The following is a 21,887-nucleotide window of genomic DNA, read 5'->3' as shown; positions in this document are numbered from 1 at the left end:
GACTACGTCAGCTCGCCCTTGTCCTTGTATTCGCACAGATCCTCGATCACGCAGCTGCCACAGCGCGGTTTGCGCGCCACACAAGTATAGCGCCCGTGCAGGATCAGCCAGTGATGGGCGTCACGCTTGTAGTCGCGCGGCACCACCTTCAAAAGCTTCTGTTCGACCTGATCGACATTCTTGCCCGGGGCGAGATTCGTTCGATTGGAGACGCGAAAGATGTGAGTGTCCACCGCAATGGTGGGTTCACCAAAGGCCGTGTTGAGAATTACATTGGCGGTCTTGCGTCCTACGCCCGGCAGCGCTTCAAGTCCCTCGCGGGTGCGGGGCACTTCTCCTGCGTGATCGCGCTGCAAAAGCTCGCACATGGCCACCAGATTTTTGGCCTTGTTGTTATAAAGCCCGAGTGTCTTGATGTATTCCTTCACGCCGTCCAGGCCCAGATTCACGATAGCCTCGGGGGTGTTGGCGACGGGAAAGAGCCGTGTCGTGGCCTTGTTGACGCCCACGTCGGTGGACTGAGCGGACAGCGCCACAGCCACCAGCAGCTCAAAGGGGGAGGACCAGGCAAGCTCGGTGGTGGGCTCGGGGTTGGCCTCGCGCAGGCGGTGAAAGATTTCGCGGCGTTTTTCGTTGTTCATGGGGGCTGCTTATCAAAACGGTCGACAGGTGAAAAAAGGATGCGATGGCGCCGTCAGTGGCGCTCGGCGTTGTCCAGTGCCTGACAGGCGTCCTGCAGGGTCTTCTCGGCGCGCTGGATCAGGGCCTGTGCGGCCTCGATATCCTCCGGGCCCCCCTGACGTCTGGCATGTGCCAGCTGACGATTGGCAAGCGCCAGTCGCTGTTTGGCCGCCGAGCGGGCGATGCGCAGCGAATTGAGCGTGCTGGATGGTGCAGCGTCATGTGCACCGGCCGATGCCGCAGGGGCTTCGACTTGCGTTTGAAGATCTGCCAGCTGCTGACGCGCGTGCTTGAGAGCGGCCTGGGTATCAACGTCATCAGGCGCCGCGGCCAGGCGCTTTTCCAGCCGTCGAACGGTGGCGCTCAGGGCGGCCTTGCGTGCACGCGTATTGCCAGCGGGTGCCGGTGTCGAGGGGCCACTGGTGCTCGTCACAGGCTCGGCCCGGTCTACCGGTTCGGTCTGATCCAACGGTTTGGCAGGTGTCTGTCGGGCCTGCATGCGTGCGCGTCGGCGAGCCTCCTTTTCCTGACGCTGGCGCTCGAGGCGGGCATTGCGGTTTTCAAAACGGCGGCGGCCCTGTTCGGCGCGTCGTGCCAGCCAGTCTTGCTGCTCGCGCTCCTCACGGGCGGCCTGCCAGCCGGGATGCGGCACAATATCGATGCAGTCTACCGGGCAGGGCGCCACGCACAGTTCACAGCCGGTACATTCTGCTTCAATGACGGTGTGCATCTGTTTGGCCGCGCCCAGAATGGCATCCACCGGACAGGCCTTGATGCACTTGGTGCAGCCGATGCACTCGGCTTCGCGAATGACAGCAGCTTTTGGAAATTCGGCATCCGTCTCCAGTGGCAGCGCAGGGCGATTTAGCAGGGTGGCAAGTTCCGTGACCGTCTCGTCACCGCCGGGCGGACAGCGATTGATGGCTTCGCCCGCGGCAATGGCCTCGGCATAGGGACGACAGCCGGGGTGGCCGCACTTGCCACACTGGGTCTGGGGCAGCAGGCGGTCGATATCGGTGACGGTAATACTGGCAGAGGCGCTCATGCAGGTTGTCGGCAGGCTCAGGCGTTATGATCAGGGAAAGTGGCGCGATTATACGCGCAATGCCCCGGCGCTTCGAACCCGGCGCTGAACCGCATCGACATGAGCCCTCTAAGTAGTGCTCTGCTGGTAATGCGGGTCCTTGAGGCGTACGCCCACCTGGTTGCGTCCGGCCTGTTTGGCGCGATAGAGGCTTTCATCGGCCAGACGCATCAACTCGGGCGGCTGGCAGGGCGCTTCCGGCAGGCTGATGGCCATGCCGACGCTGATCGTCACATGGCTGGCCACGCCAGAGTGTTCATGCGGCAACGCCAATGCTGCCACGGCCAGGCGCAGTTGCTCGGCCAGATGCCAGGTACGTTTGCGGGTCACCTTTGGCAGCACAACGATAAATTCCTCGCCGCCGGCGCGGGCCACGATACCCTGATCATCCACGACATGACTCAGCGTGCGAGCCACCCGTGTCAGGCAGTAATCACCTTCCGGATGGCCGTAGTGGTCGTTGTAGGCCTTGAAATAATCGATATCGATGATGATCAGCCCGACGGCGTGGCGGCACTGGTGGGCCTTTACCAGAGCGCTGACCAGGTATTCGTCGAGATAGCGCCGGTTGAACAGGTCGGTCATATGATCGCGCTGGCTGAGCTGCTCCAGGGAGTCGGTGCGCTTTTTTTGGTGCATCAGAAGGTGCTGAAACTCACGAGCCAGACTGCCGAGTTCATCGCGCCGAGCAATGAGGCTGACCGGCAACCCCCCCGAAAAATCATCTTTCCGGCGCTGCTCCCGGGTAAATCGGGCAAGGCGCCGGGTGGGGGCCAGCACGATCATTTCAAGAAGCCCCAGAATGACGATGATCACGGCCAGCAGTACACCGACGGTCCAGAACATGGCGAAGTTAAAAGAGGCAGCATTGGCCATAAAATCCCGACGCGGCAGCGTGGCCTGCAGGGAAAGCACGTCATCATTGGGCTCGGCCTTTAGCCATCGACTCGCCAGTATCTGATCCTCGCTGATACGAATAAGAGCGGGCGGTTTGATGATCAGGTCCGGGTGCAGAATTGGCTCGATGGACATATCGACGCCGGTCTGGCCTCGAATGGCGTTAAACCATGCGCGATCCATGCTGCGAACGATCGCCAGCCAGCCCAGCGGCGGCGAGTCACCACGATCGGTCGGAACGATGGGGCTGGTGGCAATCATGGTGGGCGCCGGCACGCTCAGAAGCCATTTGTCCAGTTCAGGCACCTGCTGGTGCACGTGTTGTTGTATCACGCTGAAAAAAGGCGACATCCAGCGGCACTCATTGGTGGCCGAGGCGCAGGTGCTGTATTTATCCGTGGCCGGGTTGTAGCCGGCCATCCAGACGGGTGTGCCGTCCATTCGCATAAAGACCATCATCAGATGGTCCATGTCTTCAAACATTTCCTGACTAAAGTTCTTGTCGGCAAACCCCGGTATGTCGCCCTGCATGAAGGCATAGGCATCATCCCAACTGGCCCAGTCACGCGTCTCCGCGCCCAGCTTGTTCAGATCGCTTTGCCAGGCACTTTCTACCCGGCCCATTTCCATGGCCGCATAGTCGTCTTCACGCGAGAGCAGCTTTGGATACACCAGAAAGTGCGCAATGCCCCACAGCGCCAGCAGGGCGATGCACGCGACCAGCACAAGAGATAATAAAAAACGAAACCGTAATGAATGCATGTCGTCAAATATCCATGGCGACCTGACATCACCCAAAGTGTTGGCCGGGCATGTTTGTCAGAATGCGGATATATCGGCATACGGGCCAATTTATGAAGTTAGCTTGCAGGCAGGGCCACCGTTTAAAGGCGGGTATAAAAAACGCCAGCCTCCGGAGAGGCTGGCGTTAGGGGTAGCAGGGTGGAGCGGGAGTCAGGGTGGCCCTGGGATCAGCTCACGCGGCTTCCCGGCTTTGCACCGCTGTCAGGCGCGAGCAGATAGATACCGTCGTTATCGCCTGCGGCCAGTACCATGCCTTCTGACAGACCAAAGCGCATCTTGCGTGGCGCCAGGTTGGCAATCATCACGGTCAGCCGGCCCGTCAGCGCCTCGGGCGCATACTGGGCACGAATACCGGAAAAGACCGTGCGGGTTTCACTGCCGATATCGAGTGTCAGCTTCAAGAGCTTTTTGGCCCCTTCGACGTATTCGGCCTGTGTGATGCGGGCGATGCGCAGATCGACTTTCGCGAAATCATCGATGGTGATTTCCGGAGCGATGGGCTCGAGATCCGCGGCCGGCGTCTCACCGGCGCCTTCACCCGGCGTGCTGGTTGCCTCGCCCTGAGCGGCCTTCGCATCGTCCTTGAGCTTTTTCTCGACCGCGAGATCCTCCTTTGAGGCCTCGATCATCTGATCGATTTTGTCGCTCTCGACGCGTGTCATCAGCGGCTTGAACTTCTCGATCGGGTGATCAAGCAGCACCGTGGTACGGCTGGCCCAGTTCAGCGTCTCGAGGCCCAGGAAGCTGCGCGCGCCTTCGGCAAGCGTCGGCACGATGGGGGCCAGGTAGACCACCAGCTGGCGGAAGAGATTGATGCCCACCGAGCAGATATCCAGCACTTCCTGCTCGCGGCCTTCTTCCTTCGCCAGTGCCCAGGGTGCCTTCTCGGCAATATAGCCGTTGGCATCATCGGCCAGCGCCATGATGCGACGTACCGCACGCGCAAATTCACGGGCTTCAAAGTCCGCCGCGATCGCCTCGCCTTCATCGATAAAGCGCTGCACCAGCTCTGGCTCGGCGCAGGTAGCGGACAGGCGCCCACCGGATTTTTTCACAAAGCCCGCACAGCGGCTGGCGATGTTGACCACTTTGCCGACCAGGTCCGAATTGACGCGGGCAGCGAAGTCCTCGAGGTTCAGGTCGAGATCATCAACGCCGGCGGTCAGCTTGGCCGCGAAGTAATAGCGCAGGTATTCGGGGTTCAGGAACTGCTCATAGGTTTCGGCCTTGATGAAGGTGCCGCGGGATTTCGACATCTTCGCGCCGTTGACGGTCACGAAACCGTGGCAGTTGACCCCGGTGGGCGTGCGAAGGTTGGCGCCTTCAAGCATCGCCGGCCAGAACAGGGCATGGAAATAGACAATGTCCTTGCCGATGAAGTGATACAGCTCGGCATCACTGTCCCTTTTCCAGTAATGATCGAAGTCGAGGCCTTCGCGCTCGCAGAGCTGCTGGAAACTCGCCATGTAGCCGATCGGCGCATCCACCCAGACATAGAAATACTTGCCCGGCGCATCGGGAATCTCGAAGCCGAAATAGGGCGCATCGCGGGAAATGTCCCAGTCGTTGAGGCCGGCCTCGAACCACTCCTGCAGCTTGTTGGAGATCTGCGGCTGAAGACGCTCCGAGCGCGTCCACTCCTTGAGGAACGGCTCGAACTTGGGCAGTTCAAAGAAGTAGTGGGTCGAGCTCTTGACTACCGGCGTGGCGCCCGAGACCGCCGAGACCGGGTTGAGCAGTTCGGCCGGGGTGTACGTGGCACCGCACGCTTCGCAGTTGTCACCGTACTGATCATCGGTATGGCACTTGGGGCAGGTGCCCTTGACGAAGCGGTCGGCCAGAAACATGCCGCGCTCGGGGTCATACATCTGCTCGACGTCACGGGTCGCGATAAAGCCGCCGTCGCGCAGGGCGCGATAGATGGCCTCGCTGTGGACGCGGTTCTCTTCCGAGTGGGTCGAGTAATAGTTGTCAAAGGCCACGCCAAAGCGGGCGAAGTCGGCCTGATGCTCGGCGTTCACCCGATCGATCAGCTGCTGGGAGGTAATGCCCTCCTGCTCGGCGCGCAGCATGATGGCGGTGCCGTGGGCATCATCGGCGCAGACGTAGTGACACTCATGGCCGCGACTTTTCTGAAAGCGCACCCAGATATCGGTCTGAATATATTCCAGTAGATGGCCCAGATGGATCGAGCCGTTGGCATAGGGCAGGGCGCTGGTGACCAGAATCTGGCGCGTGGCGTTGTCTGACGTGGTAGAGGTCGACATGAAAGGGCTGTTCCCGTGACAAAACCCGAGGCCGGGCCATGCAGCGCCGGACGGGGTGAAGAGGGTGAAATCGATGGCTGATTGTAGCATCGTTGCCCTTCGACATGCCCATGTGCGCGTTGTGCCTCATAAACCGGGAAACGCCATGACAAAAGATGCTCTTGTGGTCGAAAAGGTATCCGTCTCCTCTCTGCCGAGACATCTCCTGCTTCAGGCTGATCCGGAGGAGGCTTTCATTGAAGTTTATCCTGACGATGGCATTGGACTGAGCGCAAGGCTTGATGGGGAGATAGTGGGGGCCTGCGTGCTGGGCGGATCACGTCATCACGGCGAGCTCGAGCTTTTAAATATTGCGGTGATGCCTGCGTTACAAAAAAGGGGAGTTGGAACATGTCTGCTGGAAACCGCCATCAATACTGCGCGCGAGCATTCATATCAGCATCTGGTACTGGGAACCGGAACCTTTGGTTATCAGTTGAGCTTTTATCAGCGTCACGGTTTTAGAGTGATCGAGGTTCAAAGGGATTACTTTACGCAGCATTATGCCAGGCCGCTTTTTGAAAACGGCATTCAGCATCGCGATCGCCTATGGCTGGCCTTTGATCTTTCAACGATGTTGGGTAAATAAATGACCACTGAAAGCGTTCTATCCCGCCCACAGCGCTTTGGCCTTGCCATTGTCTTTAGCTGGTTTTGTCTCGGCGGCATTGCGCACTTTGTCTGGCCGGCGGCGTTTGCCTCGATCATTCCACCCTCGCTGCCCTTTAAAATGCCGGCGGTTTTCATTACCGGGGCGTTCGAGCTGCTGGGCGCCATCGGTATTCTGCTGCCACGCTATCGCCGCGCTGCCGGCATCGGGTTGATCGCGCTGACGCTGTGCGTGACGCCGGCCAATATCTACATGTGGTGGCACGCTGAGCAGTTTGCGCCGATTCCATCTTGGCTTTTGCTGCTGCGCCTGCCGCTGCAGGTGCTGCTGATCGTCTGCATTGCGTGGAGCACGCAGTTGATCGGCGCCCGGCGTCGCACGATGTCGTAAATGCAGGCGTTGTTACGGTCGGCGATGTGTACAATGGCCGGCCAATTCTGATCGATGATGGCTGTGCGTCATGTCCGGTGATATCCCCCTTGAAAATATCGAGCCGCCTGATGGTGTCAGCTGTTTCAACTGCGAGGCGTGTTGCTGCCGGTTGCTGGTGATGCTCGATGATGATGATCTGGACCGCGGTGTGCCTCATGGCCTGCTTGAGGAAGATGAGTGGGGTGGGGTGGTCATGCGCCAGGATGAAGAGGGCTGGTGCGCAGCGGTGGATCGAGACACCATGCTGTGCAGCATTCATCCCCGCCGTCCGCAGGTCTGTCGTGACTTCGAGGAGGGCAGTTATCAGTGCCGTGAAGAGCGCTCGCTCTATGGTCTGGTCGACGCCCCCCTGCCAACGGATGCCGGCGCCCTGTAAGGGGGGGCGTCAGACCTCGTTTTCTTCTTTTTTCTGACAGGTATTTCATGGCCAAGCTTTGTGAGATTGATACCGCTGATATCCCCGGCGGGCGCGGTCAGCTGCGGCTTTTACAGCGCAACGACGAGTTTTCCATCCGCATTGTTGGCAAGCCCGGTGAGCTGATGAATACCCGACTGCACGGCTCCGAGGATGCACTGGCGGAGCTGGCCTGTGAGCGGGTGCGCGAAAACCCGAACGTGCGGGTATTGGTGGGCGGGCTGGGGATGGGCTTTACCCTGGCCGCGGCGCTCAAGAGCCTGGGTGCAGAGGCCGAGGTGGTGGTGGCCGAACTGGTGCCCGGAGTGGTCGAGTGGAACCGCGGCCCGTTGGGCGCGGCGGCCGGCTACCCGATTCGTGATCCGCGCTGTCAGATCGTTGTCGAAGATGTCGTAGAAGTGCTGGCGCGTAGCGAGGGCGCTTTTGACGCCATCATGCTGGATGTGGACAACGGCCCCGAAGGGCTGACCCAGCGCGAAAACGATCGTCTTTATAGCGCGCGCGGGCTTGAAAGCATTCAGCGGGCGCTGCGACCTGACGGCGTGCTGGCGGTCTGGTCAGCAGGGTTGGACCCCGGTTTCAGCGAGCGGCTCAAGCGGGCCGGGCTTTGTGTCGAGGAGCATATGGTGCGTGCGCATCGTCCCGGCAAGGGCGCGCGCCATACCATCTGGCTGGCCTGGTAAAGGCTGGAGAGGTGTTCCTGGCATGATTTTAGGCAGGTATGACGTCATTCATGCCTGAACGCCTGGCTCACGGTCATACCGTGAACTAATCTGATGCCAACGCAGGAACGCGTTAACGGTCGGCCTTGAGTCGGGTTGGGCCGCATTCATAACGAAGCAAGGGGCAAGATATGCGCAATATTATTTATCTTATCGGTCTGGTGGTCGTGGTGCTTTTCATCCTGTCCTTTCTGGGACTGCGTTAAACGTCGGTTGACGACGCTCTGCAGGCCGTAGAAGTGTAAAAAAAATGCCCCGGGGAGTGACCACTCTCCGGGGCATTTGTTGTTGCCGCATCGCTCACGGTTCAGGGACACTCTGGCCTTTTACTGCAAGGGATGGGTCAACACCCGAATCATGGGGTTATTGCTGCCCGATCATCAGTGACTTGGTGTTGACGAACTCGAGCATGCCGTAGCCGCCGTGTTCACGACCGTAGCCGCTCTCCTTCACGCCGCCAAAGGGCAGGTTGGGCTGGGCGATGTAATAACCGTTGACGCAGACCATGCCGGTATCGAAATGATCGCGGGCCAGCCGTACGGCGCGCTCCTCATCTTCAGAGAAGATGCCGCCGCCCAGGCCATAGACCGAGTCGTTGGCAATGCGCAGTGCGTCTTCCTCATCGCGGGCACGGATCAATGACGCGACCGGACCGAACAGCTCGCCGTCGTAGGCCGGCATGCCGGGCGTGACGTTGTCCAGCACCGTGGAAGGATAGAAAAAGCCGTCAACGTCGGGAACTTCACCACCGGTCAGGCAGACCGCACCCTTTTCAACAGATTCCTTCACCTGCTTGTGCAGCTCATCGCGCAGGTCCTTGCGCGCCAGCGGGCCCAGCTGGGTGTTTTCATCGGTCGGGTCGCCGAAGGCCACCTGCTTCATTTTTTCAACGAAGGCATCGCGGAACTGCTCGTACACGGCGTCTACCACCACGAAGCGCTTGGCCGCGACACAGGTCTGGCCGTTGTTCGTGATGCGACCGGTGACACAGGTTTCCACTGCCTTGTCGATGTCGGCATCCTCGAGCACCAGGTAGGCGTCGTTACTGCCCAGCTCCAGCACGGTCTTTTTGAGCTGTTCGGCGGCGGCTGCGGCGACCTTGCGGCCGGTGGCGGCGCTGCCGGTAAAGGTCACGCCGCGCACGAGTTTATGCTCGGTGACCTGGCTTGCCTGCTCATCGCGAATGTAGAGCACGGTGAACACGTTGTCGGGCATGCCGGCTTCACGGAAGATCTCTTCCAGCGCCTCGGCGCAGCCCCAGACATTGGGCGCGTGCTTGAGCAGTACGGCATTGCCGGCCATCAGGTTGGCGATCGTGTAGCGAACGACCTGATAGAAGGGGAAGTTCCACGGCTGAATGCCGAAGATGATGCCGATCGGCTGATGAGTCACCAGGGCGCGGCCGCCGGGAAGATCACGGGCTTCTTCGGCCAGCACGCTTGCGGCGTTGTCGGCGCTGTAGTCGCAGATGCTCTTGCACAGATCAATTTCAGGCGGTGCCTGGCTGATCGGCTTGCCCATCTCCTGAGTCATGAGACTCGACAGGCGATCCTTGTGCTTGACCAGCAGTTCACCGACCCGACGGACCAGCTTGCCGCGCTCTTCAAGAGATCGCTGTTTCCAGTCGAGAAAGGCCTGATGCGTCTGCTCGATCTTTTGCTGCAGGTGTTCATCGGAGATGGTCTCGAATTCCCGGATCGTCTGGCCGGTGGCCGGATTCACGGTTTTAATGGTGTTCGACACGTTAACCTCCTTTGGTATGACGGAACGACCCCGAGTGTAGTGCGTCGAATACGCCAATGCCGCAGTGATTACTGTCTGTGTCTTGCCTGATCCTCCAGCCCTGATCGAGGCAGCACGCACGCCTGTACCTTGTGTATTGCCCTGTGGCATAACGATGAGTGCCCATCCCTACCGGAGACAACAGCATGCTGGATACCATTAATGAGTTCTTCGAGCGCTTGAGCGGGCGCTCGCCGAGTGACCAGGACCACGAGATGACGCTGGAGCTGGCAGTGGCGGCGCTGATGTGTGAGGTCATGCGCGCTGATGGCGAGATGAAGGCGGCCGAGCAGCATACATTGCGCGAGATGCTAAAACGCCGATTTGACCTTGAAGAGAGTGCGGTGGAAACGCTGGTCGACATGGCGCATCAGCAGGTCGAGGATTCGGTCGATCACTATCAGTTCGTGCGCCTGATCAGGGAAGAATATGACTATCCGCAACGGGTTGCCCTGATTGGACGGCTCTGGCGTGTGGCCTACGCCGATAGGGTGCTGGATCCGCTGGAAGAGGCGCGGGTGCGCAAGCTGGCCGAGCTTTTGTATGTCGATCATGCCGATTTCATCATGCAAAAGCTCGAGGTGCAGGAGTCGCTGGGGCTGGCATAGGGGTTTCCCGCTTTTGAACTTGTCCTTGCCTTGCTGTCACTGGCCATGGAGTCGAGCATGTACAATGTGGCGCTGGATCGCCGGCCCTCGCCGCAGGATCACTGGCAGCGCCTGCGGGCTTGATGCGCCTGTGGGTACGGCCAGACATGACAATGGCCCATGATCGTATAAAAGCCCCCTGACGCCGCACCTCTGGTGTCCTCGGAATACCCTGCCGATACGACCGGTCATCCGACGATACGTATCAGGCGCCGATTTGGTTTGAGACACACAACACATGCAGATATCACGTCACATCACCATCGACGACAGCGAGTATGAGCTGCGCGCCATTCGCTCGCAGGGTGCCGGCGGTCAGAACGTCAACAAGGTGGCCTCGGCCATTCATCTGCGCATGGACATACAAAACAGTAGCCTTGCGCAGGAGTACAAGGACCGGCTGCTGGCACTCAATGACCATCGCATCACTGCCAGTGGATTGATCATCATCAAGGCGCAGTCCCATCGCACCCAGGAACTCAATCGCCAGGAAGCGATCATGCGTCTTCGAGCGCTGATCAAGTCGGCGGTCTATACCGCCAAACCGCGCAAGGCGACCAGACCCACACTTGGATCCAAAAAGCGTCGGCTGGAGGGCAAGAAACAGCGCGGCCAGAAGAAGAGCCTGCGTGGACGCGTGGATCACTGAGACGAAAGGGGAAGGCCGGATGGGACGAGGGACGTCCATATCCGAGTGTTTCACCTGGGATTGTCGGCGGGTGAGGGTTTATACTATCGCTCGATCATGACATCGCAGCCATGACAGGCGGTGTCGGCAGGGAATTGACAGGAGACAGGCAGTGCTCGAAACAGTCAAACATGTAGTGGCCGTTGCCTCCGGCAAGGGCGGTGTGGGCAAGTCTACCGTGACCGTCAACCTGGCGCTGGCCATGGCCGCGCAGGGTCATCGCGTCGGCCTTCTGGACGCCGATATCTATGGCCCCAGCCAGGCCCAGATGCTGGGCATCAAGCCCGGCACCCGGCCCACCATGGTCGATGACAAGACCATGAAGCCGATCGAGGCGCACGGGCTGAAAATGATGTCCATGGCCGTGCTGGTGGATACCGAAACCGCCATGGTCTGGCGTGGACCAATGGTGGCCGGCGCCTTTCAGCAGCTTCTGACCCAGACCGGCTGGGGCGAGCTGGATTATCTCTTTATCGACATGCCGCCAGGCACGGGTGACATTCAGCTGACGCTGTCGCAGCAGGTGCCGGTGTCGGGTTCGGTGATTGTGACCACGCCGCAGGACATTGCGCTGCTGGATGCGCGCAAGGGCATCGAGATGTTTCGCAAGGTCAACGTGCCGGTGTTGGGTGTGGTCGAGAACATGAGCACCCACGTGTGCTCGAACTGTGGCCACGAAGAGGCAGTCTTCGGCGAAGGTGGCGGCGCGCGCATTGCGGCGCAGTACGACACTGAAGTGCTGGGGCGCCTGCCGCTGACCATGAGCATTCGCGAGCAGGTTGATGGCGGTCGTCCGACCGTGGTCGCCGACCCCGAAAGCGATGCGGCCCGCGCCTTCATGGCGATCAGCGCCCGTATCGATGAGCAGCTTGGCGGTAAAACCCGCGAAAGCGGCCCGGCGATCAGCTTCGGCGACTGATCACGTGCTCGCCCGGACCGACTGAAGCCTGGGAAAGGCTTTAGTCGGTCTGGCCGTGCCGGTATCATGCCCGGCTTTTGGATACGGTTGCCGGACACTCTGGTTCTTCGGCGCCGTATCGACTCACCCTATTTTATTTCAGGCATTGCGACAGGACACCCCTCGTGAGCATCAAGGCAGACAAATGGATTCGCCGCATGGCGCAGGAACACGGCATGATCGAGCCGTTCGAGTACGATCAGGTCCGTCATGCCGGTGATCAGCGCGTCATCTCCTATGGTACGTCAAGCTATGGCTACGACGTGCGATGCTCCGATGAATTCAAGGTCTTCACCAATATTCACTCAGCGACCGTCGATCCCAAATACTTTGACGAAAAGAGCTTTGTGGACGTGAAGGGTGATGCCTGCGTGATTCCGCCCAACTCCTTTGCCCTGGCGCGCACGGTGGAATATTTCCGCATTCCGCGTAACGTGCTGACGATCTGTCTGGGCAAGTCGACCTACGCGCGCTGCGGCATCATCGTCAACGTCACGCCGCTGGAGCCGGAGTGGGAAGGGCACGTGACGCTTGAGTTCTCCAATACCACCAACCTGCCGGCACGGATCTACGCCAACGAGGGTGTGGCGCAGATGCTCTTTTTCGAGTCCGATGAAGTGTGCGATATCTCCTACAAGGACCGCGGTGGCAAGTACATGGGCCAGCGTGGCGTGACCCTGCCGCGGACCTGAGTTTCAAAAAAGGATCTGCTGCCCGGCTAGCCCAGATGCGTGGCGTTGCCGGGCTCTTCCTCCCATGACATCTCTTCCAGACCATGTACGATGCCGCAATCATTCACGGGGCTGGCCTGCCCGCACTTGTCCCGCAGACTCGTGAGCTGACCGTGCAGCTGATCAAGTTCTCGAAGACGCACTTCGACGTGATGGATGTGTTCATCAAGTAGCGCATCGATGGCCTGACAGTTGCCCCTGGGTTCATCCACCAGCGCCAGCAGGGCGTGAATCTCGGCATGACTCATGGCCAGCGCCCGACAGTTGCGAATAAAGCTCAGCCGCTTGAGATGCGTTGGGCCGTAGTGGCGATAGTTGCTTTCACTGCGATGCGGGGCGGGCAGCAGCCCCTCGCGCTCGTAAAAGCGAATGGTCTGACTGCTGCAGCCGGTTTCCCGGGCCAGTTCTCCAATCTTCATGAGCGCCTCCTGTGTCATGACCCTGCAGCCACTATAGGGTTTTCACGCCATGTCCTCCAGAATTCATGTTATTGGACCAGACGCACAGGGTCTGAAGGCCGGTGAATAAAGGCCCGGCAGGGTGGTCACGACCAAGGTCTCGATAGGGGGTTACAACAAAATGTGACATTTTGATGACAGCGCCGTGACAGAGATCTATCTCGCCTGTGGGATACACCATAATCTGCGGCGCGTCATGTCACAGACATCGAGGCATTCATGTACGGAATCTTCAAGGCTGGAAGTCCCGGTAAACCGCTCCCAGAAGCGGATATCGACGGTACTTACAAGCGCCTGCGCTGGCAGATCTTTGCCGGAATCTTTATCGGCTATGCCGGTTACTATCTGGTCCGCAAGAACTTTACCCTGGCCATCCCCAGTCTGGTGGAGCAGGGGTATTCCCGCGGTGATCTGGGGCTGGCGCTGGCCGGCGTCTCGATTGCCTATGGCATTTCCAAGTTTTTGATGGGGGCGGTGTCGGATCGCTCCAACCCGCGCTATTTCCTGCCGGCAGGGCTTTTGTGCTCGGCGCTGATCATGTTCCTGTTCGGCTTCTCCGAGTGGGCAACGTCCAGCATTGCCATCATGTTCGTACTGCTGTTTCTCAACGGCTGGGTGCAGGGCATGGGATGGCCGCCGTGTGGACGCACCATGGTGCACTGGTGGTCAAAGCATGAGCGCGGCAGTGTGGTGTCGGTATGGAACGTGGCGCATAACGTGGGCGGTGGTCTGATCGGGCCGCTGTTCATTCTGGGCATGGCCTGGTTCAACGACTGGCGTTCGGCCTTTTATGTGCCGGCGACCGTCGCCGTGGGGGTGGCCGTCTTTGCGCTTCTGACCATGCGCGATACGCCGCAGACCTGTGGGTTGCCGCCGATCGAGAAGTACAAAAACGATTATCCGGAAGGCTACGATGACAGCCACGAGCGTGAATTTTCCGCCCGCGAAATCTTCGTTGAGCATGTGCTGAAAAACCGTCTGCTGTGGTGTATCGCGCTGGCCAACGTTTTTGTCTATCTGCTGCGCTACGGCGTGCTCGACTGGGCGCCGACCTACCTTCAGGAGGTCAAGCACTTCACGGTCGACAAGTCTTCCTGGGCCTATTTTCTCTATGAATGGGCAGGTATTCCCGGCACGCTTTTGTGCGGCTGGCTCTCCGACAAGCTGTTTCGCGGCAATCGCGGCGCGACCGGTATCTGCTTTATGGCGCTGGTCACGATCTTTACCGTGCTTTACTGGCTCAACCCGCCCGGTAATCCGACCATCGATATGCTGTGTCTGATCGCCATCGGCTTTTTGATCTATGGACCTGTCATGCTGATCGGGCTGCATGCGCTGGAGCTGGTGCCCAAAAAGGCCGCCGGCACTGCGGCCGGCTTTACCGGGCTTTTCGGCTATCTGGGCGGGTCGGTCGCCGCCAGTGCGCTGGTGGGCTATACGGTGGACCACTACGGCTGGGACGGTGGTTTCGCACTGCTGGTGGGGGCCTGCATTCTGGCCATTTTGCTGCTGGCACTGACGCTTCGCCAGGCACCGACCAAACGCGCCGCCTGATGCGAGCGTGATGCCTGTGACTGACCGGCCCGCCTGGCGCGCCGGTCATTTCGTGTTCGTCATGTCAGGTTTTTTACGTCAAAGCCGCGCCGCTGATGTCTGAAAGGGTCAGCTTGAGCGAACGCGCCAGCGCGGCACCATGTCCCATCCCTTCAAGCACTTCAAAACGTGCCTCAAAGCCGGGCAGCCGGTCCATCTGTTGTGCCAGATTTCGCATTTGATCGTTAATCTCCTTGTCACTGCCACCGTTGGAGTAGGGGCCGTGGCGTTTGAGTTCGGCGTCGCCGCGCATTAAAAGGGCGCTGCCTGGATGATCCGTCGGCCACTGAAACTGACCCGCTTCTGCAACGACCTGATAGCCGTTCCAGCTCAGTGAGGGGCTGGCCGCATACCAGTGATCAAACAGCGCAGGTCGGGTAAAAAGCGCGTGCAGAACAAACAGTCCGCCAAAGGAGTGACCCCAGAGGGCGCGCTCGGCCGTGTTGATGGGCAGGTTACGCTCGGCCTCCGCCATGAGGGTGTCATTCAACAATGTAATGAAGTCGTCAGCGCCGCCACCACGACGCTCTGGGTCACGATCATTGATGATCGGCGCCTGTTCCGGGCGTTTTGGCGTGTAGTCCCACTGACGCGCGACCACATCGAAGCGCTGATCCGTGTCGTAGCCCAGCGCGATCAGCACCGGTGGTATCGCACCATCCATCGCTTTCAGGTGCTGTTCATCCAGTGCGGCCAGAGCAGCATTGCCATCGAGCAGGTAGACCGGGGTATAGCCCGCTTCAGGGGGCGCTTTTTTGGGAATGGCCACGGTAATGCGGTAGTGACGCTGCCCATCCGGACTTGCCAGTCGATGTACCCTGAAATCATAAACGCCTGACCCCTTCTCGACGATGCCCGGCGGCAGCGGCTGGTTGAACTCCGGGTCCGGGCGCGCTTCGGCAGAAAGCGGCCAGAGCGCCCCTGGCAGCAATGAGAGCAGAGCGCCGGCGGTGGCACCCTTGAGCAATCGGCGTCGGGTGCCATCACAGTTGGCATGCAGTGTCATGAGGCCTCGCAATGATTTGTGGTATCGCTGGTGACCGCGCCAACAACGTTTGCTGCGGGTAACGTCTGTTCCTCGCTACCACGTCAGTATGGAAAGCCGGGGTGGTCTGTGGCAAATGAAGACCGCTTTCCATCTTGTTGCAGGTGGCTTGATTTATGCGCTTTACAGGCGCTGTCCTGAGCAAATGTCCGCAGGAGCCCCAATTTTCCGATGGTTAATGTTAATCATTCTCATTTTTAAGTAAAGTTATGGTTTCAATACATAATCGAGCGGCATGTCATGTCCCGAGGCGGTCGGTTCAAGACGACAGGGTCTGTGGGTGCGTGCAGCGTTAAAAGGGAATCAGACATGGCAGCAGGCAGGGCAGAAACATCACGAGGCAATGGGCGCCGGGTGTCGGCAGTGGCTGCAGTGGTCATGAGCGCCATTCTCTCGACGCAGGCGATGGCCGAGCCGACCACACCCCTTGTCAGCAAGAGCGTCAGGCTTGATCACGGTCTGTATGACGGCGTTTACAGTTTGGATCAGCAGCAGCTTTTCGTGGCTGGTGGCGGCTCAAAGGGTGATAAGGATGGCGGGCGTATCTTCCGTCTGGACCCGAAGACACTGGCCACCCTTGATACGGTCAGAACGCCCCGTCAGGTGTTTGGTCTGGCGGTGGATCAAAAGCAGCACCGTCTTTATGCCACCGGCAGTCGGGATGGCTCATTGACCATCCTTGATGATCGCAGCGGCAAAATACTGACCACACTGGTACTGGCGGATCCGGATCAGCCGGTACCCAAAGGTGAAAAAAAGCATGCCGAACCGCGTCATGTGGTGATCGATCAGAGCACCGGGCGCGCCTACATCACGGGTGTGGCCAACGATGGCAAGGTGTGGGTTGTTGATACCACAACGCTTGAGCAGATGCCGGCCATCGAGCATATCGGCAAGCGCCCGACCGGGCTGGTGCTGGATGAGGCGCATCATCGCCTTTATGTGACGCTGATGGGCGATAACGCCATTGCGGTGATCGATCTCGATCAGGAATCAGTGGTAGAGACCTGGCCCACGACCGTTGAAGGGCCGATCGATATCGAGATGGATCACAAGCGTCAGCGGCTGCTGGTCACGAGCACGCAGGCAGGCGCACTGGAGGTGATGGATGCCGACAACGGTCACTCGCTGGGCCGCTATCCAACCGGTGATGGCGCTCTGGGCGTAGCACTCGATTCGGATAATGACCATGTCTATGTCGCCAACCGCAATGCCGGAACCGTCACGGTGCTCGACGGCGAGGACTACCGCACGATCGCCAGCCTCCCGACCGGCACACATCCCAACACGATCACGATCGATCCGGCCTCGCACCATGTCTTTGTGACCAACAAGGCAGCACGGATCGGCAAGCAGGACGATCCTGATGATGAGCATGGCAATACGGTCACTCTGATAACGCCCTGAACCGCTCTGGCATTAACTGATAATCATTTACATTCAGGTGGCGGATAGTCACATGTTATGACATCCTGCCCGTCTGAATATGGATCACATGGGACTACTTTTTTATGCCAAAAACGGTCATGGCAAGGACAGCCACACGTTCCGCTCGCCTATTGCAGGGCACGCTCATTGCACTGGGGCTTGTCACCCTGTCAGCGCCCTGGGCGATGGCAGCCGAGCAGCCGGCTCAGCAGCAGAGCAGCGCGCAGCAGGGTGTTTCCGATCACATCGTGGCGCAAAAGGATGTGGCTCGAGGGCTCTACGAGCTGGTGTTCAGCCCGTCGCAGCAGTCGATCTATGTCGCAGCGACCGGTGGCTTTGGCAAGGGCGCCAGCGATAATTACGGTGAGGGCGAGGGCGGCAGCATCTATCGACTCGACCCGCAGACGCTGGAAATCAAGGACACCATCAAGCTGGATCAAAAGCCCTTTGGCCTGGCGCTTAACGAGAAAACCCACACGCTGTTTGTCGGCCATACGCTGGACCAGAGCGTGACCGCCATCAACTTGGATGACAACAGCACGCGTCACCTGGCACTGGCCACCGAAGCTGAAAAGGCCGAAGCGAAAAAGAACGATGTCTTTGGCCCCAATCCGCGCCAGCTCAGCGTCGATGAGCAGAGCAATACGCTTTATGTGACCGGCGTGGGCGACAAGAGTGTTTTGTGGGTCATTAATGGGGAAGACCTGACCCTGACCGATACCATCGAGGGTTTCGGCACCTGGGCGACCGGTCTAGCCGTGGATCATGATGCCGGGCGCATCTATGTCTCCACCATGAAGGACAACGCCGTGCGCGTGGTTGACATGAAAAGCCACAAGATCATTGCGCAGTGGCCTACCGGCGGTGAAGGCCCGTTGAATCTGGCCCTCGATGGCAAGGCACATCAGCTGTACGTTACCAATGCCAACAGCGGCAATGTCACGGTGCTGGATACGCAAAACGGCAAGGTCGTAGACACGCTGAAAAGCGGCGAAGGGACGCTGGCACTGATGCTGACAGGCGATCGTCTTTATGTGACCAATCGCAAGGCACAAACGGTGACCCTTTTTGATCGGGAAAGCCACAAGCTGCTCGATACCATCAAGACCCCGTTGATGCCCAACAGCCTGGCGGCAATCTCGGATGCCTCGGGGGCCTACGTGTCCCTCAAGCAGAAACTGGATGAAAGCCATCAGACCGAGGAGTCTGACAGCATCATTCGTATCAAGCCCTGAGCGTTGCGGCGTCACTGAAATGGCGTTCATTGAAACGGCCTCCCTTTGGGAGGCCGTTTTTGTTTTCAGATCATGTGCCAATACGCCGGTGATCCGAGCACGTCTGGCATGGCACACGTTATCCAAAAACGGTGTCAGGTGCCCGTATCGTTTTGGGTGTCATGATCGGCACTGGCGCTGCTGTCCGCGCTCGAAGCGCCTTCAGCGCTGGCACCGTCATCAGTATTCGTGTCCTGATCGTTGCCGCTTTCACTACCGATATCGGTATCGGCATTGGCCGTTTTGGACGCAGAGAAATCGTCAGTGTGCTTCTGGTTTTCGCCACCGGTGCTGTGACCATCCGGCTGTTTGCCCTGCCCCGGATTGATGGCGTTGGGTGAGACGCTGCCCTGCGTCTGACTTTGTTGCTGGGCATTGTTGCCGGTATCCGAGGCCAGTGCCGGGGTGGTGGCAAGTGCCAGAACGAAAGGGGCTATCCATGCTGCTTTCATGCGGTCTCTCCTGACTCGGATGGGCTGTTCAAGGCCCTGAGGGGCTGATGTCAGAACATCCGGTATCTATCGAAATCGAGGACAACGAAGCAACGCCTCGTTAGTCACACTATAGATCAGGGTAAAAAAAGTGCCTGAAGACATGACAATGTCTCGGGAGAGTCAACACGGGATGGCCAACAAGACCAGCGGGTAGATTTGAGCGGTGCGGGAGCGCAGCACCGAGTGCTGCGCTTTTATATCGGGCAGGCGTTGATCAGGTGTCGGTGTCAGTATCCTTTTCAAGGCTCATGTCACTGTCTCTATGGGTTCGCGTTTCCAGCTCGCTCTGGTCCAGGTCGCTATCCGCAGTCTTGTCATCGGTGTGGCGCGTCATCTGACCACCGTGATTGGCGTCATTCTTGCCCACGTCGGAATGCATGTTGTCAGAGGAGGTACTCTGCTGCGTCTGACCATTTTGCATCTGACTGTCCTGCATCTGGCCCTTGTCGGTATCCGTGTCGTTGGCCAGCGCTGGGGTGGCGGCAAGCGCCAGTATAAAAGGGGCTATCCATGCTGCTTTCATCGTATCTCTCCTGTCCCTGGAATGGGGTTTGACAGACGTTTGGCCTGGTCATCAAAAGCCTGGTTGGCCTTGCGCCGGAACACAACTCGTTACAGCGCTGAAACTGTTGTCTTGTACGGTCAGAATTCGCCAAGGTATTGAAAATTAATAATAATTTAGACTTAATATAAGTTTAAGTTGATGGTCTGGCTCGCTGGCTGACATGGCGCCATGACCTGCGGCAGTGACAGGGCCGTGTTATAACAGCGGCCCTGTTCACTGCGAAAAGGTGAGGCCTCATGGCCATCGACATGTCCTGCCCGGAGACCAAGCTGCGCCTGGTCTTCGACAATGGCCTGGTCCTTGGGCCGGGCAAGGTTGCGCTGCTGCAGGCCATCAGCGAGACCGGGTCCATTGCTGCCGCAGCAAGGTGTACGGCCATCAGCTACCGCAAGACGCGTCATCTTATCGATGCCCTCAATGGCGCTTTTGATCAGCCCTTGGTGCTTTCCAGCAAGGGCGGAGCGGCTCATGGCGGTGCCCGGCTGACGCCGCTGGGCCTTGATATCATCGCGCGCTATCGACGTGTCGAGCAGCAGACCCGCAGCGCGGTCGACACGCACTTCGGCGATCTAAAGTCCTCGCTGACGTCTTCTGATGATGAAACGCCCTGAATACCCGCTGGCGAATAGTGCCCAGCTGAAACGGTATTTGAGCCAGACGGTCTCGATGTGCAAATATAAGCACATCGAAAACATGATGCGTTTCGCGCTCACAGCTACCCCCTCAAGGAAGATCGAATTTCATGTTCAGACCCTTCGCTATCCTCACGGCAGCGGCACTTTTGTGTTGCAACACGGCAGGGGCTGCCGAGCGCATTGACGTTCAGGCAGCAGCCTCTTTGACCGATGTCATGAACACGCTGATCGAGCGCTACGAGCAGCATCATGACGTGGACATCGTGCCGGTCTATGCCTCTTCCTCAACGCTGGCGCGACAGATTTCCCAGGGGGCGCCGGCGGATGTCTATCTCTCGGCCAACGAGAAATGGATGGACTGGCTGGAACAGCAGGGGGAGCCGATTCAGGCGCGTCGCGATCTGCTTAACAATCGTCTGGCGCTGATCACGTCGGACCAGAGTGATATCGAAGACTTTACGCCGGATGCCGAGCACCCGCTGAGTCAATATCTCAAGGACAATGACCGTATCGCGGTCGGAGACCCGGACCATGTGCCGGCCGGTATCTACGCCAGACAGGCCTTCGAACGCCTCGGGCAGTGGGAGACGCTCAAGCCGCGTCTGGCACGCGCCAGCGACGTGCGCGGCGCACTGGCACTGGTCGAGCGTGGCGAGACACCGCTGGGGGTGGTCTATGCCACCGATGCCATGGCTGGTGAGCACGTGCATCAGCTGGGCCTTTTCCCGGCCGACAGTCATGACCCGATCACCTACCCGGCGGCCCTGACCGGCAAAAAGCCGAGTCCGCAGGCCCGTGAGTTCCTGAACTGGCTGGGCAGCGATGAGGCAGCTGATACCTTCAAGCAGTATGGGTTCGAGGTGAACGGGTCGGCGGATGCGAACTGATCGACGCCTGCGCCCTCGCCGCGCAAGGATGATGATGTGCTGACACCGCTTGAAATCGAAGCCCTTCGGATCAGCCTGCAGGTCTCCGGTACGGCGCTTTTGATCATTTTGGTGCCCGGCATCGCCATGGCATGGCTTCTGGCCCGTCACGAATTTTTCGGCAAGTCGCTGCTGGATGGCATCGTGCACCTGCCCCTGGTGCTGCCCCCGGTCGTGGTGGGCTATCTGCTGCTGGTCGTGATGGGACGTCGGGGGCTGGTCGGCAGCTGGCTTTTTGATCATCTGGGGTTGTCGCTGCCGTTCACATGGCAGGGCGCGGCGCTGGCGGGCGGCATCATGGCCTTCCCGCTTTTGGTGCGCGCCGTCAGGCTGTCGCTGGAAGCCGTGGACCCGCGCCTTGAAGCGGCCGCTCGCACTCTGGGCGCTTCAAGGCTGCGGGTTTTTTTCACCATCACCCTGCCGCTGGCGGTGCCCGGTCTGGTCACGGGTGCCGTACTGGCCTTTGCCCGGGCGCTGTCGGAATTTGGCGCCACCATTACCTTTGCCTCCAACATCCCCGGCGAGACACGTACGCTGCCGCTGGCACTGTATTCCCTGATCCAGACGCCCGGCATGGAAGATGCCGCAGCCCGTCTGTGCGTAATCTCGGTGGTGGTGGCGATGGTCTCGCTGGTGGCCTCTGAATGGCTGGCGCGCCGTACCCGTCGGCGCATGGCCGGTCGCGACCGGGGCACGACATGACAACGACATT

The 21,887-nt window shown here is 59.3% G+C and carries 23 protein-coding genes; 14 read left to right on the top strand and 9 right to left on the bottom strand.

Features of this window, described 5'->3' with window-relative positions:
* Window positions 1-2 precede the first annotated feature (2 nt).
* The 4 genes from nth to metG form a co-directional block, all read right to left on the bottom strand.
* A complete protein-coding gene (gene nth / locus KSP9073_RS09455) occupies window positions 3-641 on the bottom strand; it encodes an endonuclease III (RefSeq protein ID WP_108842698.1) in 639 nt (212 codons plus the stop codon).
* Window positions 642-694: 53 nt separating this feature from the next.
* Entirely contained in the window at window positions 695-1,726 is a 1,032-nt protein-coding gene (locus KSP9073_RS09450; protein ID WP_108842697.1) for an RnfABCDGE type electron transport complex subunit B, read from the bottom strand.
* Window positions 1,727-1,834: 108 nt separating this feature from the next.
* Complete coding sequence (locus tag KSP9073_RS09445) at window positions 1,835-3,424, bottom strand: sensor domain-containing diguanylate cyclase (RefSeq protein ID WP_108842696.1); 1,590 nt, start codon at window positions 3,422-3,424, stop codon at window positions 1,835-1,837.
* Between the two features lie 209 nt (window positions 3,425-3,633).
* On the bottom strand, window positions 3,634-5,733 hold the full coding sequence (metG, locus tag KSP9073_RS09440) for a methionine--tRNA ligase (protein ID WP_108842695.1): 2,100 nt from the start codon (window positions 5,731-5,733) through the stop codon (window positions 3,634-3,636).
* Window positions 5,734-5,878: 145 nt separating this feature from the next.
* Here metG and KSP9073_RS09435 point away from each other — a divergent pair, with 145 nt between their 5' ends.
* The 4 genes from KSP9073_RS09435 to KSP9073_RS09420 all read left to right on the top strand — a co-directional run bounded on the left by KSP9073_RS09435 (window position 5,879) and on the right by KSP9073_RS09420 (window position 7,912).
* A complete protein-coding gene (locus KSP9073_RS09435) occupies window positions 5,879-6,361 on the top strand; it encodes a GNAT family N-acetyltransferase (RefSeq protein WP_108842694.1) in 483 nt (160 codons plus the stop codon).
* Window positions 6,362-6,772: a DoxX family protein gene (locus KSP9073_RS09430; protein ID WP_108842693.1), complete on the top strand. Its 411-nt coding sequence runs from the start codon at window positions 6,362-6,364 to the stop codon at window positions 6,770-6,772. It abuts the gene before it with no gap.
* Window positions 6,773-6,842: 70 nt separating this feature from the next.
* On the top strand, window positions 6,843-7,190 hold the full coding sequence (locus tag KSP9073_RS09425) for a YkgJ family cysteine cluster protein (protein WP_108842692.1): 348 nt from the start codon (window positions 6,843-6,845) through the stop codon (window positions 7,188-7,190).
* Window positions 7,191-7,237: 47 nt separating this feature from the next.
* A complete protein-coding gene (locus tag KSP9073_RS09420; RefSeq protein ID WP_108842691.1) occupies window positions 7,238-7,912 on the top strand; it encodes a spermidine synthase in 675 nt (224 codons plus the stop codon).
* Between the two features lie 402 nt (window positions 7,913-8,314).
* Here KSP9073_RS09420 and KSP9073_RS09415 read toward each other — a convergent pair whose 3' ends face one another.
* Window positions 8,315-9,694: an NAD-dependent succinate-semialdehyde dehydrogenase gene (locus KSP9073_RS09415; RefSeq protein ID WP_108842690.1), complete on the bottom strand. Its 1,380-nt coding sequence runs from the start codon at window positions 9,692-9,694 to the stop codon at window positions 8,315-8,317.
* Window positions 9,695-9,879: 185 nt separating this feature from the next.
* Between KSP9073_RS09415 and KSP9073_RS09410 the strand changes: the two genes are divergently transcribed.
* The 4 genes from KSP9073_RS09410 (at window position 9,880) to dcd (ending at window position 12,718) form a co-directional block, all read left to right on the top strand.
* Complete coding sequence (locus tag KSP9073_RS09410) at window positions 9,880-10,341, top strand: tellurite resistance TerB family protein (RefSeq protein ID WP_108842689.1); 462 nt, start codon at window positions 9,880-9,882, stop codon at window positions 10,339-10,341.
* Between the two features lie 277 nt (window positions 10,342-10,618).
* The gene (arfB, locus tag KSP9073_RS09405; protein ID WP_108842688.1) at window positions 10,619-11,029 is read left to right on the top strand and encodes an alternative ribosome rescue aminoacyl-tRNA hydrolase ArfB; all 411 of its coding nucleotides are present in this window, start codon (window positions 10,619-10,621) and stop codon (window positions 11,027-11,029) included.
* A gap of 151 nt (window positions 11,030-11,180) precedes the next feature.
* A complete protein-coding gene (apbC, locus tag KSP9073_RS09400) occupies window positions 11,181-11,987 on the top strand; it encodes an iron-sulfur cluster carrier protein ApbC (RefSeq protein ID WP_086899600.1) in 807 nt (268 codons plus the stop codon).
* A gap of 164 nt (window positions 11,988-12,151) precedes the next feature.
* Window positions 12,152-12,718, top strand: a complete 567-nt coding sequence (gene dcd / locus KSP9073_RS09395) for a dCTP deaminase (protein ID WP_108842687.1) — start codon at window positions 12,152-12,154, stop codon at window positions 12,716-12,718.
* A gap of 26 nt (window positions 12,719-12,744) precedes the next feature.
* Here dcd and cadR read toward each other — a convergent pair whose 3' ends face one another.
* Complete coding sequence (gene cadR, locus KSP9073_RS09390) at window positions 12,745-13,176, bottom strand: Cd(II)/Pb(II)-responsive transcriptional regulator (protein WP_108842686.1); 432 nt, start codon at window positions 13,174-13,176, stop codon at window positions 12,745-12,747.
* A 258-nt stretch (window positions 13,177-13,434) separates the two neighbouring features.
* Between cadR and glpT the strand changes: the two genes are divergently transcribed.
* Window positions 13,435-14,769 (top strand): glycerol-3-phosphate transporter, encoded by a 1,335-nt coding sequence (glpT, locus tag KSP9073_RS09385; protein WP_108842685.1) that lies wholly within the window; start codon window positions 13,435-13,437, stop codon window positions 14,767-14,769.
* 73 nt (window positions 14,770-14,842) lie between these two features.
* Here the strand turns inward: glpT and KSP9073_RS09380 are convergent, their stop codons facing one another.
* On the bottom strand, window positions 14,843-15,814 hold the full coding sequence (locus tag KSP9073_RS09380; protein ID WP_108842684.1) for an alpha/beta hydrolase: 972 nt from the start codon (window positions 15,812-15,814) through the stop codon (window positions 14,843-14,845).
* Window positions 15,815-16,162: 348 nt separating this feature from the next.
* On the opposite strand from KSP9073_RS09380, the gene KSP9073_RS09375 reads away from it, so the two are divergent.
* The gene (locus KSP9073_RS09375) at window positions 16,163-17,260 is read left to right on the top strand and encodes a YncE family protein (protein ID WP_165814217.1); all 1,098 of its coding nucleotides are present in this window, start codon (window positions 16,163-16,165) and stop codon (window positions 17,258-17,260) included.
* A gap of 119 nt (window positions 17,261-17,379) precedes the next feature.
* Window positions 17,380-18,516: a YncE family protein gene (locus KSP9073_RS09370; RefSeq protein WP_165814216.1), complete on the top strand. Its 1,137-nt coding sequence runs from the start codon at window positions 17,380-17,382 to the stop codon at window positions 18,514-18,516.
* 134 nt (window positions 18,517-18,650) lie between these two features.
* Here the strand turns inward: KSP9073_RS09370 and KSP9073_RS09365 are convergent, their stop codons facing one another.
* Both KSP9073_RS09365 and KSP9073_RS09360 read right to left on the bottom strand, forming a co-directional pair.
* On the bottom strand, window positions 18,651-19,007 hold the full coding sequence (locus tag KSP9073_RS09365; RefSeq protein WP_108842681.1) for a hypothetical protein: 357 nt from the start codon (window positions 19,005-19,007) through the stop codon (window positions 18,651-18,653).
* 256 nt (window positions 19,008-19,263) lie between these two features.
* Window positions 19,264-19,572 carry a hypothetical protein gene (locus KSP9073_RS09360; protein ID WP_108842680.1) on the bottom strand — a complete coding sequence of 103 codons (309 nt, stop codon included), beginning with the start codon at window positions 19,570-19,572 and terminating at the stop codon, window positions 19,264-19,266.
* Window positions 19,573-19,850: 278 nt separating this feature from the next.
* Here KSP9073_RS09360 and KSP9073_RS09355 point away from each other — a divergent pair, with 278 nt between their 5' ends.
* The 3 genes from KSP9073_RS09355 to modB all read left to right on the top strand — a co-directional run bounded on the left by KSP9073_RS09355 (window position 19,851) and on the right by modB (window position 21,877).
* Window positions 19,851-20,225: a winged helix-turn-helix domain-containing protein gene (locus KSP9073_RS09355; RefSeq protein WP_108842679.1), complete on the top strand. Its 375-nt coding sequence runs from the start codon at window positions 19,851-19,853 to the stop codon at window positions 20,223-20,225.
* Window positions 20,226-20,356: 131 nt separating this feature from the next.
* Window positions 20,357-21,136 carry a molybdate ABC transporter substrate-binding protein gene (gene modA, locus KSP9073_RS09350; protein WP_108842678.1) on the top strand — a complete coding sequence of 260 codons (780 nt, stop codon included), beginning with the start codon at window positions 20,357-20,359 and terminating at the stop codon, window positions 21,134-21,136.
* A gap of 36 nt (window positions 21,137-21,172) precedes the next feature.
* Window positions 21,173-21,877 (top strand): molybdate ABC transporter permease subunit, encoded by a 705-nt coding sequence (gene modB, locus KSP9073_RS09345; RefSeq protein ID WP_108842677.1) that lies wholly within the window; start codon window positions 21,173-21,175, stop codon window positions 21,875-21,877.
* Window positions 21,878-21,887: the final 10 nt, after the last annotated feature.

It is taken from the genome of Kushneria phyllosphaerae, from assembly GCF_900312995.1.
GTDB classification, from domain to species: Bacteria; Pseudomonadota; Gammaproteobacteria; order Pseudomonadales; family Halomonadaceae; genus Kushneria; species Kushneria phyllosphaerae.
Note: the sequence above shows the minus strand (reverse complement) of the source record. Positions and strands in the feature narration are given on the sequence as shown.

What these genes read in the sequence shown, in the direction of transcription:
- nth (WP_108842698.1), bottom strand. Translation starts at nt 641, where the DNA reads ATGAACAACGAAAAACGCCGCGAAATCTTTCACCGCCTGCGCGAGGCC.
- KSP9073_RS09450 (WP_108842697.1), bottom strand. Translation starts at nt 1,726, where the DNA reads ATGAGCGCCTCTGCCAGTATTACCGTCACCGATATCGACCGCCTGCTG.
- KSP9073_RS09445 (WP_108842696.1), bottom strand. Translation starts at nt 3,424, where the DNA reads ATGCATTCATTACGGTTTCGTTTTTTATTATCTCTTGTGCTGGTCGCG.
- metG (WP_108842695.1), bottom strand. Translation starts at nt 5,733, where the DNA reads ATGTCGACCTCTACCACGTCAGACAACGCCACGCGCCAGATTCTGGTC.
- KSP9073_RS09435 (WP_108842694.1), top strand. Translation starts at nt 5,879, where the DNA reads ATGACAAAAGATGCTCTTGTGGTCGAAAAGGTATCCGTCTCCTCTCTG.
- KSP9073_RS09430 (WP_108842693.1), top strand. Translation starts at nt 6,362, where the DNA reads ATGACCACTGAAAGCGTTCTATCCCGCCCACAGCGCTTTGGCCTTGCC.
- KSP9073_RS09425 (WP_108842692.1), top strand. Translation starts at nt 6,843, where the DNA reads ATGTCCGGTGATATCCCCCTTGAAAATATCGAGCCGCCTGATGGTGTC.
- KSP9073_RS09420 (WP_108842691.1), top strand. Translation starts at nt 7,238, where the DNA reads ATGGCCAAGCTTTGTGAGATTGATACCGCTGATATCCCCGGCGGGCGC.
- KSP9073_RS09410 (WP_108842689.1), top strand. Translation starts at nt 9,880, where the DNA reads ATGCTGGATACCATTAATGAGTTCTTCGAGCGCTTGAGCGGGCGCTCG.
- arfB (WP_108842688.1), top strand. Translation starts at nt 10,619, where the DNA reads ATGCAGATATCACGTCACATCACCATCGACGACAGCGAGTATGAGCTG.
- cadR (WP_108842686.1), bottom strand. Translation starts at nt 13,176, where the DNA reads ATGAAGATTGGAGAACTGGCCCGGGAAACCGGCTGCAGCAGTCAGACC.
- glpT (WP_108842685.1), top strand. Translation starts at nt 13,435, where the DNA reads ATGTACGGAATCTTCAAGGCTGGAAGTCCCGGTAAACCGCTCCCAGAA.
- KSP9073_RS09380 (WP_108842684.1), bottom strand. Translation starts at nt 15,814, where the DNA reads ATGACACTGCATGCCAACTGTGATGGCACCCGACGCCGATTGCTCAAG.
- KSP9073_RS09375 (WP_165814217.1), top strand. Translation starts at nt 16,163, where the DNA reads ATGGCAGCAGGCAGGGCAGAAACATCACGAGGCAATGGGCGCCGGGTG.
- KSP9073_RS09370 (WP_165814216.1), top strand. Translation starts at nt 17,380, where the DNA reads ATGGCAAGGACAGCCACACGTTCCGCTCGCCTATTGCAGGGCACGCTC.
- KSP9073_RS09365 (WP_108842681.1), bottom strand. Translation starts at nt 19,007, where the DNA reads ATGAAAGCAGCATGGATAGCCCCTTTCGTTCTGGCACTTGCCACCACC.
- KSP9073_RS09360 (WP_108842680.1), bottom strand. Translation starts at nt 19,572, where the DNA reads ATGAAAGCAGCATGGATAGCCCCTTTTATACTGGCGCTTGCCGCCACC.
- KSP9073_RS09355 (WP_108842679.1), top strand. Translation starts at nt 19,851, where the DNA reads ATGGCCATCGACATGTCCTGCCCGGAGACCAAGCTGCGCCTGGTCTTC.
- modA (WP_108842678.1), top strand. Translation starts at nt 20,357, where the DNA reads ATGTTCAGACCCTTCGCTATCCTCACGGCAGCGGCACTTTTGTGTTGC.